The sequence below is a fragment of the Kitasatospora sp. NPDC057223 genome (assembly GCF_042669755.1).
Classification (GTDB): domain Bacteria; phylum Actinomycetota; class Actinomycetes; order Streptomycetales; family Streptomycetaceae; genus Kitasatospora.
Map to the genome: position 1 here is coordinate 1 of NZ_JBHUWW010000190.1, position 12,123 is coordinate 12,123.

A 12,123-nucleotide genomic window follows, 5' to 3' on the forward strand; every position below is an offset into this window, starting at 1 on the left:
CCCGGGCACCAGCTCCGGGCGGCCCGCCTCCCGTCCGACCCCGCCCCGCTCGGCGACCATGGAAGCGACCGGGCACCACCCCCACCGGAGAGGCAGCATGACCAGCCACCTGGAGCGCTACGGCCGCCGCCACCCGCGCGCGGCCGACGCCGTGCTGGCGGTGACGCTGGGCGCCTGCATGGAACTCGGCGCCCATATCAGCACCAGCGACTCCCACCCCCCGCACAACCCCTGGCCCGCCCGCCTCCTCGCCCTCGCCTGCACCGCCGCCCTCTACACCGCCCGCCGCCACCCCCGCACCGCCCTCACCGTCACCGCCGCCTGCGCCGCCGTCCTCACCGCACTCGGCCACCTCCCCAGTCCCCTGTTGCTGGCCCCCGTCATGGCCGCCCTGTACTGGATCGCCGCACTCACCGACTCCCGCACCACCGCCACCTACGGCTACACCACCGCCGCCCTCCTGCTGGCCACCTCCCTCGCCGGCGCACCACTCGGCGACGACTTCCTCCTGCGCACCCTGGGCACCGCCCTGTGGCTGCTGCTGCCACTGGCCATGGGCAGGATGAGCCGCTTCCGCCGCGCCTACCTGCACACCGTCCAGGAGCGGGCCGCGAACGCGGAGCGCACCCGCGAGGAGGAGGCCCGGCTGCGCGTCGCCGAGGAACGGATGCGCATCGCCCGTGAACTGCACGACGCGGTCGCCCACCACATGGCCGTCGCCAACGCCCAGGCCGGAACCGCCGCCCACCTCCTGGCCGCCGGCCGCCCCGAGCAGGCCGGGCAACTCCTCGCCGACCTCGCCCACACCACCTCCACCGCACTGCTTGAACTGCGCAACACCGTCGGCGTCCTGCGCCAGGCCGGCGACCCTGACGCAGACCCGCTGGAGCCCTCACCCGGCCTGAGCCGCCTGCCCGACCTCCTCGCCGCCCTCGAATCGGCGGGCCTGACCGTCACCACCACCAGCGAAGGCACCGCCCGCCCACTGTCCCCGGGCGTCGACCTCACCGCCTACCGCATCGTGCAGGAAGCCCTCACCAACGCGGCCAAGCACGCCTCGAACCACACCGCCGACCTGCACCTCACCTACACCGGCTCCCGCCTGCGCATCACCGTCACCAACGACGGCCCACCCACCGCACCCACCGTGCCCGGCGGCGGCTACGGCCTGATGGGCATGCGCGAACGCGCCCACTCCGTCGGCGGCGACCTCACCACCGGCCCCCGCCCCCAGGGCGGCTTCCAAGTCACCGCCACCCTCCCCCTCCAACCCCCCACCGCCCGCCCCCAGGAGAACCGTTGACCATCCGCGTCCTGCTCGCCGACGACCAGGCCCTCCTGCGCGGAACCTTCCGCATCCTCATCGACTCCTGCGACGACCTGGAAGTCGTCGGCGAAGCCGCCGACGGCAACGAAGCCGTCGAACGCGCCCGCGCCCTGCAGCCCGACGTCGTCCTGATGGACATCCGCATGCCCCGCACCGATGGGCTCACCGCCACCGCCGCGATCTGCGACGATCCCGACCTCGCCGGCACCCGCGTCCTGATCCTGACGACCTTCGAGACCGAGGAGTACGTCGCCCGCGCCCTGCGCGCCGGCGCCAGCGGCTTCCTCGGCAAACACGCCACCACCGACACCCTCCTCGACGCGATCCGCACCGTCGCCGCCGGCGAAGCCCTCCTCTCGCCCGCCGCCACCCGGGCTCTGATCACCCGCTTCCTCACCACCCCCGCCTCCGGCCCACCCCTGGCCCCCGCCGAACGATTCGGCGACCTCACCCCCCGCGAACAGGAAATCACTACCCTCGCAGCCCTCGGCAAGTCCAACGACGAGATCGCCGCCGAACTCGTCCTCAGCGTCCTGACCGTCCGCACCCACATCCAACGCGCCATGACCAAACTCGGCGCCCGCGACCGCGCCCAACTCGTCGTCATCGCCTACCAGAACGGCCTCGTCCGTGCAGAACCACCCCAGCACTGGCGAGCTGGCGGGGGTTGCGGCCGGTCGCCTCGGTGATGACGCCGTCCGCGGTGACCAGGCTGAGGTCGGGGGCGACGGTGAGGCGGGCCAAATTGTCGGCCATCGGTCGGTTTCCCTTGCGGTTCGGTGTCGCCAGTGGTCGGGGTGTGTCGGGTCAGCCCCGGGCGGTGAGCGCCCGGGGCCGGGTGGGGTGGGAGTGATCAGTGCTCGGCGAGGTGGTCCAGGGCGCGCTGCAGGAGGGGCCGGTGCGCGGCGTAGAGGGTGCGTCCGGCGGCGGTGATCGCGGCGTCGAGCCGGTCAAGGGAGCCGAAGGGGTACCAGCTGGCGTCGAGGGCGTCGTCGGCGGCCGTCGCGGTGACGGCGGCGGGCAGGACGAACAGGGCGCTGGTGCTCGCGACCCACGCGTGATCCGACTGGCGCCAGTCGTCCAACAGGTCCCGGCCGAGGACGTGCGGCTGGTGGCCGGCGAGGTCCACTCCGGTCTCCTCCCGCAGCTCGCGCAGCAGAGCCTTCGGCGCCGTCTCGCCCGGGTCGACCATGCCGCCGGGGATGGCCTCCTGGTGGATGTCGTCTCGGGTGATCAGCGGGACCCGCCGGACCGGGCCGGTGCCCGCGACCACGATCGGGTCGGCGGCCGCGTTCTCGCCCCACCGGCCGAGGTTGCGGCCGCACTTGCCGGTACGGCCGGCGGGGTGCAGCGGCCAGCCCCGGGCGTCGAGCTCGAACGGCACGAGCGCGACAGCCTGGCGCTGGGCCCAGTCGTGCACGTCGGCCGGTGTGGGCGCAGCCTCCGCCCAGCCGGGTACGTGGCAGGCCAGCGCGGACGGCCGCAGCTCCGGCGGTGTGATGTCGGTAGGCGTGTACTCCATGACGGTCTTCTCCTGGTCTCGTGACGGGGTCGGAATCAGCACTCAGTGGGGGTCTGGCAGCGGCGGGAGATAGGCGCAGGCGGCGGCGTGACGGGTGACCTGCTGGCGGATGGCGTAGACGTACATGGCGCCGGCCTGGCCGAGGCCGTGGCGGCAGCCGGTGCAGTACCACCAGGCCTTCGCCTCGTCGTGGGTGTGGGTGCCGACCGGCCAGGGCTCGGCGCCGATCAGCTCCACCGCCGCGCCGCCCTGGGTGAGCCGGCGCATCCAGACGTGGCCGGGGCCGCCGCCGGTGGGTGCGGTCCCGATGTGGACCTGGCCCAGGTCGAGGCGGATCCGGCCGTGGGCGGCGGCCTGCTCCAGGAAGCCCATCAGCCGGTCGTGCCCACCGAGGACGTGCCCGCCGGGGACGGCCTGCGACAGGGCGTGCAGCTCGCCGATGGTGGTGCGCCTGTGGCCGGACGCCTCCAGCAAGCGCAGGGCGGCAAGGACGACGGTGTAGGCGTCGTCGCGGCGCAGCAGGCCGTCGAACGGGTCGGGGGTGAGGTCGGTGAGCAGCTTTTCCAGGGCGTCGGTGGCGGTGAGGAGTCGGGGGTCGGTGCTCTGCACGGGCGGTGCCTTTCGGTGGCGGGTTCGGGTCTGCGGGGTCGTGGGTGACCGGGCAGCCGCGCCGGTCCCGGTGGCCGGCCGCCGAAGTGCGGTCGGGTCCGGGGCCGGCGGCGGCGAACCGGGCGGTGGGTCAGGCCGCGGCGGCGCGGGCGAGGGTGAGCAGTTGCTCCAGCTCGGCCAGGGCGAGGCCGTCGGCGCAGTCCAGGCAGCAGCCGAGCGAGGTCGGGATGCAGTACTCGCCCGTGGTGCGGCACAGCGGGCACGTGCGGCGGGCGAGCATCATGCGCTGGTGGGAGCGCCAGCGGGCCGGGGTCATGGGCCGTACGGGCAGGGCGAGGGAGCGGCGGTACAGGTGGCCGAACCGGAGGCCGTTCCGCCAGGTCATCTGGGCGGCCGGCTCCTGACCCGCCGGCGGAGGCCTTCGGCGCGCAGCTGGCGGCGGGTCATCAGGTCCGGGTCGGGGTGGAATCGCCGGGGGTAGGTGGCAGGCCGCTGTGGTGCTCTCCGGTCGGGTCGAGATCTGTCGCGCGCACGCTCGGGTCCCTTCGGTCAGCGGCCGGCGAGGGCCGGCTCGAGGTAGGCCGGGCTGGTGGCGGTGACGGTCTCGACCCGGGTGAAGCCTTCGGCGAGGAGCTGCTCGGCGGTGGGGACCAGGCGCTCCTGGTCGAGCAGGACGTGGCCGGGGACGACGCGCTGGCGGGCGGCGTTCTGGGCCTGGCGGCGCTCCAGCCGGATGTCGAACAGCACGGCCACACAGGGGCGCTGCCAGTAGCGGGCGCGGGCGAGCAGGGCGGCGCGGACGTGGGCGTGCAGTCCGGTCGAGTCGATGACGGTGGTCAGGGACCGGGCCAGGCGCGCGTCGAGCAGCAGGGTCTGGATCTGGTCCGCGACCGGAGTGGCGGACTGATCGGCGACCGAGTTGGTGGCCATCTCGCGGTAGTCGTCCAGGCTGAGCTGCCAGGCCTGCGGCCAGTAGCGCGTGGCGAGGGCGGTCTTCCCGGCTCCCGATCCGCCGACCAGGGTGATCAGCGAGCCGGGTTCGAAGGTGAGGTTCACGGTTGTCCTTCCGCGGTTGGTGCTGTCGGCCGGGCGGCCGGTCCGCCGCCCCGGCCCGCGCCGCCCGCCCGGGCTGGGTGCCGGGCGGGCGGTGCGGGCGGGGGACGAGGCCGGTCGTCAGGGTCATGGGAAGGGCCCCTGGACCGGGACGGAGCGAAGGGGTCCGCTGGCCGGGTGGCGGGCTGTCAGGCTGTCGCTTCGGCGGCCTCTGCGGCCTCTACGGCTTCGGTGGCCTCTGCGGTGTGGCCGGTCCTACGTGTCTTCCGCTTCTCCCACCAGGTCTCCGCGTCCCACTCCGTGGCGTAGGTCAGAAGCAGGTAGGAGACGGTGACTCCGGCGGCGAGGATCGCGTGGGCCCATCCCCACTGGGTGGCGTTGAGGCTGGCGCCGATGGCGCTTCCCCCGCCGATGGCACTGCCCAGCGTGACAATGGCGCAGACGACCAGCAGGCCGAACTCGACGTCATCGGAAAGGCCGCGGCTGACGCCGTTGTGGATGGCGAAGCGGACATGGAGGGCCAGTACAGTCAGCTGGAGGGCCCACAGTGCGAGGACGAGAGCGGCGAGGCCGGACAGGACGACGACGTGGTGCATACGGCTTCCTTCGTTCGGTGGTTGGTCGGTGGTGTCGGCCGGGCGGCCGGCCCCTGTCCCCGGGATGCGCGCCGCCCGCCGCGCTGGGATGCGGGGCGGGCGGCGCGGGCCGGGGGCGGGGCCGGTCGTCGGGGCGTCAGCTGATGAGCGCGAGGACCAGGACGGCGAGCAGTATCGGGATGGCCGCGACGGCGGAGCGCGGGATGTTGACGCAGCGCTTGAGGCGGTCGATCTCGTCGCTGATCGCGTCGCACTCGACGAGCAGGCGGGCGTGGGAGCGGGAACCCGGCGGAACGTTGGTGAGGGTGTCGCTGCGGGTCTGGTGGACTTCGCGCAGGGCGGCGATCCGGGCGTCACGTTCGATGGCGAACACGGGTGGCGGGTTCCTTCCGGGACGGAGTTCGGTGTGCGGTTGGTGGTGCGGGAGGATGGGGGCGGGGCCGGCGGCGAGGCCGGCCCCGTGGGCGCTTTCGGGTGTCCTTGGCCTCCGGGGTGTCTTCTTCATCCCGGAGGCCGTTCGTGTCTGTGCGCTCGGTTACGCAGAGCGCACGGCGGGCCTGAGCGCGGGCTCGGCGTCCTCAACCGCGTCGCGCACGCGCTGGCAGGTGCTGCGCGTCTGCTTCTCGTCGCCGTTCAGCAGGCCGTTGGCAGTGAGCGCGGCGTGGATCTCGGCGACGCGCGGGCGGCGGCCGAGAGTGTCGTACAGCGGGCGGACGAGCGCCTTGCGGGCGTACATGAGCGCGGCGCCGGTCAGCGCCGAGGTGGGGTGAGCGTCGGTGCTCTGCGGGTGCGCGGGCGGGAGCGCGCGGTGAGCGCCGTTCGTCCCGCGACCTGCGGTGATCTCGCGCTCATGTGAGCGCTCGGCGGGTGCGCCCTGCGCGGGGAGCAGGATGCCGTGAGCGGTGGGCAGCGGCTGGCCGCCGTGCGGCGGGCGCGGGTCGGGGCCGCCGTGAGCGCCGTCCCCGTCCTCGGTGGGCGCGGCGTTCGCGTCCGTGTGCGCGGCGGGGGCAACGTGAGCGGTGGGGCCGTGGCCCATGAGCGCATGGACGCGCCAGATGACCACCGGCACCACCATGGCGAGCGGGACGGCGAGGCCCCACTTCACCCGCCACTCTCCGTTTTGCGGTTCGACGCCGACGATGTGCAGTTCGGCGAGCAGCGCGGCGATCTGGCAGGCCATCATCACCACCAGGGCGGCGACCACCTCCACGGTGATCCGCTTGCGCTCCTCCTGGGTGGCGGCCTTGGCGTGGGCGCGGGTGGCGGCGACCACCCACACGTCCACGGCGACGGGGAACAGCCACGCCAGGGTGCTGTCGATGCCGGCCATGACCGCGAGGTGGTGCTCACCGGCGGCGGTGTAGGCGACGCCCGCCCACAGTGCGACCTTCGGCAGCGCCTTGGGGATGTTGGCCTCCCACCGGCGCCAGGCCTGGCGGAGCAGGCCCTTGTTCCGGTCGGCCCGCTTCTGCTCCAGCTGCCGCTGCTCGGCGCGCAGCTCGGCGACGTGCTGCTGGGTCTCGGCGAGTTCGGCCAAGGCGTCGGCGGTGACCTGCCCGGCCTCCCGTCGGGCGGTGTTGAGGAGTCGGTGGGCGTCGGCCTCGGCCTTTCCCCGCGCGGAGCCGGCCTGGCGCAGTTGCTCTCCGGCGGCCTGCCTGGCCTCCTCGATGGCGCCCTGAGCGTCGTCGCGCAGCCGCTGCACGGCCTGCTGGCCGCGCTCGCGCAGGTCGGCGGCGTGCTGGGCGCCCTCCTCGCGGAGCTCCTGTGCCTCGGCCTGGGCCTCCTCCAGCAGCCGGTGGGTTTCGGCGTCGGTGTTCTCGCGGACCGTGTCGGCCTCGGCGCGGGCGGTCTCGGTGACGCGCCCGGCCGTGGCCTCTGCCTCCTGGCGCGTCTCCTCGGCGTGGTCCTCGGCCGCCTTGACGATCCGGCGGGCGGTGACGGCGGCCTGGGTGCGGATCTCCTCGGCCTCGGCCGCGGCCTCGGTCAGGGTGCGGCCGGCCGCCGCGGCGGCGTCGCGCTGGACGGTCGCGGCGAGCTCGCGGGCGTTCGTCAGCTCGTGCTCGGCCTGGGCGCGGTCGTCAGCGGTCCGGGTGCGGGTGCGCTCCAGTTCCTGGCGGGCGCCGGCGACCTGGTCCTGGACGTCGGCGAGGTCGGCCGCCGCCCGGTTGCGGGTGCGGTCGGCATCGCGCTCGGCCTCGCCGAGCACCTTGGCGGCCTGCTGCTGGGCTGCCTCGTTGATGCCGGCCGCCACGGCCTGGGCGCGCTGCTCGGCGTCGGCGACGATCCGGCCCGCCTCCTGCTGGGCCCGGGTGCGGACGGCGGCGGCGCGCTGCTCGGCGGCGGTGAGCAGCGCCCCGGCTCGCTCGGTGGCCTCCTCGAGCAGTCGGTCCGCCTGGGCGTGGGCGTCGGAGTCGGCCTCCTCGCGCTGTTCCCGGGCGTACTGGAGGATCAGGCCGGCCTGGTCGTTGGCCAGGTCGAGGATCTGCCGTACCGCCTGATCGGCACGCTCCGTGACGATCTGGGCTTCGTCGGCGGCGTCGGCGCGCAGTTGCTCGGCCTCCGCCGCCCACTGCCCGGCGGTCGCCAGCTCACGGCTGGCGACCCCGGCTGCGCGCTGCAGGACGGTGAGCGCCTGGTCCTCGGCGAGGGCCAGGACGTCGGCCGCGCGGTCGCGGGCGTCGGCCAGGATCGGATCGGCGTCCGGCCGGGCCGGCTCGGTCGCCGGGGTCTGGGCAGCGGTGGTGCTCTCGGGGGCGGCGGCCGTTTTGCGGGGGGTGGACGGCTTGGCCGGGGCGGGTTTGCGGGGCGCTGCGGGGCGTCGGTTGGACGTCGTCCTGGTCGGGCTCATCGGGGGTCTCCGCTCTGTGCGGTAGTGACGGTGTGTGATTTCTGAGCGGGGTCGGGGGCTGCGCGGCTGGCCTGTTCGGCGGCCGGGGCACGAGAGGGGCCCCGGAGGGTGTCCGGGGCCCGTTTCGGGGGCTGGGAGGGGGTGTTCGGATCTGATCCGTCTAATCTGTCTTCGCAGGTCACGATCCGTCTGGTGATCTGTCTCCGATCTGTCGCTGATCTGTCCTGGAGACGGATCAATACGGATCACGGACGGATCGGCGACGGATCGGAGACAGATCGGCGGACCGGTCGGGACACATCAGCTGTGGTGACGTTGGGTGGTCAGTCCTGGGGGTCGGCGAGGGTCTTCTCGACGTCCGCCAGCCAGAATCCGGAGGGCGGGTTGTCCTTGTCGAGGTCGATGCGCCGGACCGATTTGAGGGACTCGATGCCGGCCTTCTTGAGGTCCCGGGCGATCTTCTTGGCGCCTTCACGGCGTCGGTCGGCGGGCTCCCGGTCGTCCCACTGGCGCCACTCGGCGCCGGTGGTGGCGAGATGGTCGAGGACCTGGTCGGTGAGCAGGAAGTCCGGGTCGTCGGCCCGCTCGAACGTCTCCCGGATCGCCAGCAGGATGGCTGGCAGGATCTCCGGATCGGCGCCGCCGACCTCCTGGTCGTCGTCGTCCTCGGCGCACATCGCCAGCAGTTCCGGCCACGGAACGTAGCGGAGGTACTCGTCCTCGTCGGCGAACTTGAGGCCCGGCGGGTTCGGTGCCTTGAGGGCGGCGTCGATCGATGCCTGGTCGATGTCGACCAGGCCGGCGGCGAGGCGCTCGGCGGCGCGGCGGCCTCCCTCGTCGTCGGGGATGTAGTGCCATTTGTGGAGCATCGGGTCTTCGGACAGACCCGGCGCTCCGATCACGTAGCTCTTGGCGCAGTCGTTGAGGCTGCTGCCGGACTTGGGCTGGAGCCGGTGCGGCAGGTAACCCCAGTCGATCGCGCCCCCGCCGAGGGCCTGAGTGGTGTCGACGTCCCGGCACGCGCCCATGATCTTGAGTGCCGGGTGCTGGGCGATGTTGGAGCCGAGCAGTTCCTTGGTGGAGCCCTGCGCCGCGAAGATCAGCCAGACGCCTTCCTTGCGGCCGACTAGCTGCAGCTCGGCGATGATCTGCTTGCTGCGCTTGGTGAGCTTGGGGAACTCGTCGACGAAGACGAAGATCGCCGGATGCTCGAAGGTGCATGTCCAGCTGTCGCCCATGCCGAGCTTGCGGCGGGTGCGGGCGCGGCCGGCGGCGAGCCGGTAGAGGGAGAGCAGGGCGAACTCGATCTGGATCGGGTCCGTGCTGGTGAGCTTGACCGCGTCGGTGAACTTCCCCGGCCCGTCGCCGCTGGGGTCGAGGAAGACGGTGACCGCGTTGTGGGCGGCGGTGGTCCAGTCGAGCAGGGCCCGCATGATCGTGCTCTTGCCTCCGCCGGAGCGGGCGATCACCTCGCCCATCAGCTCGGCAAGGGAGAACGTGAGGTCGCATCCGTCGGCGCTCATGCCGAAGGTGCCGGCCGTGGTGACGTCGACGGAGTGCGGGGCCCGGTAGGGCGGGGGCTTCATCGCGCCGAACAGGTCGCCGGTGACCACCCGCAGGGTGGCCTCGGCGGTGCGCTTGCGGTTGGGCTGGAGGATCACGTCGCCGTCGCCGACGTCGAACTTCGTCTCCAGGCCGCCGAGCCGCTCGCCGATGTCACCGCAGGTACCGTCGGACACCCGGACCACCGTCTCCCAGCCCCACGGGTGCGGGACAGGGTCGCCGACGTAGGCGAGCGGCACCCGTTCGGCGAGCAGCGCCCGCCGCACGCACTCGACGGCCACGGCCGGGTCGGTTACGTCCCGGATCGGGAACGGCTTGCCGGTGTCGCCGGGGAACAGCTCGACTCCCTGCTCGACGTCGGCCTGGACCTCGCCCGGCTTCTCCGTGGTGAGTAGCTTGGCGGGCGGGTCGAGTTCGGGGAGCAGCAGGTCGTCGGGGACGGGGCGGTGGGTCAGGCGCGGGGGGTGTCCGCCGGTGCGCCACGCCATCGCGGCGCCGGCGGCGAGGGCGAGCAGGGCGATCTGCGGGGCGTGGACGGCGGCCATGACGGTGGCGATGGATGCTGCGACTAGGACCGCGCCGCGGCGCAGTCGGCCGATGGTGCGGGCGCGGGCGATCTGGCGCTCGGTGGGCTGTATCGCCCGGAAGGGGACCTTGGTCATGTCGCGCAGGGCCTTCTCCAGGCGCCGGGCGTTCTCGCGGGTGAGGGTCAGCTGGCCGCGCTGGGCGTCGGTGAGGCCGCCGTCGGAGGCTTCCTCCTCGAGGCGGACGACCTTCTTGGTCTCCTTGACGAGCGCGCCGCGCAGTTCGTCGCGGCGCTCGGTGTAGGCCTCGAGCTGGCCGGCGACGATGCGCCGGCGCAGTTCCTCGCCGGACTGGTCGGCGGTGCTGCCCCAGTGGGCGAGCAGCTCGCCGATGCCCTTCGCACCGTCGCCGGTGCGCCGGGCCTGGGCGCCGGCCCAGCGGGCGACCGGGTTCGGCTTCTTCTGCTTCTCGGGCCCGTCCGGCCCGGTGGTGTTGTTCTCACCGGGCGGGGTGGTGGGCAGCTTCGGTACGGCGGTGCCCTCGGGCGGGACGGCCAGCTGAGTGTCGGTGTTCACGTTGCGGTCCTCCAGGGACAGGGGTCCGGGCATGCGGGACGTCGGGTGCGGGTGGCGAGAGGTGGTGGGTCCGGTCTGGGGTGGCCGTCCCGGAACCGGCCCCGCCCCCCGATGTGCAGGGGGCGGGCGGGTCCGGGGCGACCGTCACGGGCCGGGACTTCAGCCGATGATCAGGGCGCCGAGCCAGTTGGACAGCGGGACGCCGGTGAACGCGGCGAGGCCGCCCAGCGAGATGGACAGGCCCCAGGTGGCGCCGGAGAACGCGCCGGAGACCATCAGGACCCGCTCGCCCATGTTCTTGGCGAACCAGCAGAACGCGACGGCCAGGCCGAACAGGACCAGCGCGATCCAGGAGCCGGAGAACGTCAGGTGCGCCTGCTGGGCGACGGCGACGGTTCCTTCGCCGCCGACCATGCCCTTGCTGGCCAGTGCCCCGCTCTGGTTGCCGGTGCCGGTGGTGAAGCCGGACACCAGCCCGAGCAGGCCGCCCGTGCAGGCGGAGGCCAGCACCATCACACCCAGGCCCCAGGCGTAAGGGACCAGGTACTTCTTCTTCTTCAGCGCGGTGAACTTGCGCTTGTGCTTGAAGAAGAGGAACGCCCAGGTGCCGATGAACACCGCGAAGCCGATCGCGGAGCCCGCCCGGGTGACGGTGTGGGTGATCTCGATGCCGGTCGTGCTCACTGGAAGACCCCCGTGGTGATGGCGGACAGCAGGGCGACGGCCCAGGTCCGGGCCGGCTGGTAGGACAGGGTGCCGACGACGACCGACCAGGCCGCCAGCCGCACGAGCGGGCGCAGGAACGTGACCCCGCGCATCACCCGGCCGACGACCAGTACGCCGGTGAGCGTCATCAGCCCCAGGCCCAGGCCCGGGTCGGCGACGTCGGCGGCCGGGGCGAACGACGTCGAGCAGGACTCGACAACGCTCTGCCACAGCCAGGCCGGGCCCGCCAGGGCGAGGCCGACGGCGGCGGTGTTCGGCCAGGCCTGCACCGCGCGCTTGAGGCGGGCGCCGGCCCGCCGGACACGGACCCAGTCGATCAGGTGGTCCGCGTCGTCGGCCTTGCGCGGGATCGCGGCGTCCAGGCGGCCCTGGCGCATCTCCTGCGCCAGTTCCGCCAGGCCGTCGGCGAGCTCGCCATGGCCTGCGTTTCGCCGCTTGGACCAGAAGTCGTCCACCACGCCGGACTGCTCCGGGGCGGCGGGGTCGTACAGAGGGCGTGGCGGGACCTCGGGGGTGACGGTCACAGCGTCACCCCCGATCCGCGGACCGGAGCGTCAGACATCTGCGGCCTCCATTCGGTTGAGGTAGGGCGGGATGAGGTAGGTCTCGGCGCCTATCGCCAGCAGCAGCCAGAAGGACGTGGCCGCGCTGGTGGCGAAGAAGGCGAAGAACAGCTGGTCGTACGGCATGTCACGGCCTTTCGGACGAGGCAGGCGGGATGGACTGGGACCGGGGTCCCGGGGCTCCTCTCGCCGTCCGGATGCCGCCCGCCGTGATGA

13 protein-coding genes are annotated in these 12,123 nt (G+C 73.4%); 2 read left to right on the top strand and 11 right to left on the bottom strand.

Annotated features, from left to right (window positions below; translation table 11 throughout):
- Nucleotides 1-97 precede the first annotated feature (97 nt).
- Together ACFUK0_RS37170 and ACFUK0_RS37175 are read left to right on the top strand one after the other, a co-directional pair.
- Nucleotides 98-1,303, top strand: coding sequence for a sensor histidine kinase (locus tag ACFUK0_RS37170; protein ID WP_380257923.1), 1,206 nt, complete (start codon nucleotides 98-100; stop codon nucleotides 1,301-1,303).
- Entirely contained in the window at nucleotides 1,300-2,016 is a 717-nt protein-coding gene (locus ACFUK0_RS37175; RefSeq protein ID WP_380257926.1) for a response regulator, read from the top strand. Before ACFUK0_RS37170 ends, ACFUK0_RS37175 begins: the two co-directional genes overlap by 4 nt.
- 164 nt (nucleotides 2,017-2,180) lie before the next feature.
- Here the strand turns inward: ACFUK0_RS37175 and ACFUK0_RS37180 are convergent, their stop codons facing one another.
- The 11 genes from ACFUK0_RS37180 to ACFUK0_RS37230 form a co-directional block, all read right to left on the bottom strand.
- Entirely contained in the window at nucleotides 2,181-2,849 is a 669-nt protein-coding gene (locus ACFUK0_RS37180; RefSeq protein WP_380257928.1) for an NUDIX domain-containing protein, read from the bottom strand.
- A 42-nt stretch (nucleotides 2,850-2,891) separates the two neighbouring features.
- Entirely contained in the window at nucleotides 2,892-3,458 is a 567-nt protein-coding gene (locus ACFUK0_RS37185) for a hypothetical protein (protein WP_380257930.1), read from the bottom strand.
- 130 nt (nucleotides 3,459-3,588) lie between these two features.
- Nucleotides 3,589-3,843: an RRQRL motif-containing zinc-binding protein gene (locus tag ACFUK0_RS37190; RefSeq protein WP_380257932.1), complete on the bottom strand. Its 255-nt coding sequence runs from the start codon at nucleotides 3,841-3,843 to the stop codon at nucleotides 3,589-3,591.
- A 164-nt stretch (nucleotides 3,844-4,007) separates the two neighbouring features.
- Nucleotides 4,008-4,514, bottom strand: a complete 507-nt coding sequence (locus ACFUK0_RS37195; protein ID WP_380257934.1) for an AAA family ATPase — start codon at nucleotides 4,512-4,514, stop codon at nucleotides 4,008-4,010.
- Nucleotides 4,515-4,699: 185 nt separating this feature from the next.
- Nucleotides 4,700-5,107 carry a hypothetical protein gene (locus tag ACFUK0_RS37200; protein ID WP_380257936.1) on the bottom strand — a complete coding sequence of 136 codons (408 nt, stop codon included), beginning with the start codon at nucleotides 5,105-5,107 and terminating at the stop codon, nucleotides 4,700-4,702.
- Nucleotides 5,108-5,243: 136 nt separating this feature from the next.
- Nucleotides 5,244-5,480 (bottom strand): hypothetical protein, encoded by a 237-nt coding sequence (locus tag ACFUK0_RS37205; RefSeq protein WP_380257938.1) that lies wholly within the window; start codon nucleotides 5,478-5,480, stop codon nucleotides 5,244-5,246.
- 162 nt (nucleotides 5,481-5,642) lie between these two features.
- Nucleotides 5,643-7,955 carry a hypothetical protein gene (locus tag ACFUK0_RS37210; protein WP_380257940.1) on the bottom strand — a complete coding sequence of 771 codons (2,313 nt, stop codon included), beginning with the start codon at nucleotides 7,953-7,955 and terminating at the stop codon, nucleotides 5,643-5,645.
- 323 nt (nucleotides 7,956-8,278) lie between these two features.
- The gene (locus ACFUK0_RS37215; RefSeq protein WP_380257942.1) at nucleotides 8,279-10,618 is read right to left on the bottom strand and encodes a hypothetical protein; all 2,340 of its coding nucleotides are present in this window, start codon (nucleotides 10,616-10,618) and stop codon (nucleotides 8,279-8,281) included.
- Between the two features lie 159 nt (nucleotides 10,619-10,777).
- A complete protein-coding gene (locus ACFUK0_RS37220; protein ID WP_380257944.1) occupies nucleotides 10,778-11,302 on the bottom strand; it encodes a hypothetical protein in 525 nt (174 codons plus the stop codon).
- Nucleotides 11,299-11,868, bottom strand: a complete 570-nt coding sequence (locus ACFUK0_RS37225; protein ID WP_380257946.1) for a hypothetical protein — start codon at nucleotides 11,866-11,868, stop codon at nucleotides 11,299-11,301. The genes ACFUK0_RS37220 and ACFUK0_RS37225 overlap by 4 nt, the downstream gene beginning before the upstream one ends.
- A 30-nt stretch (nucleotides 11,869-11,898) precedes the next feature.
- A complete protein-coding gene (locus ACFUK0_RS37230; protein ID WP_380257948.1) occupies nucleotides 11,899-12,033 on the bottom strand; it encodes a hypothetical protein in 135 nt (44 codons plus the stop codon).
- Nucleotides 12,034-12,123: the final 90 nt, after the last annotated feature.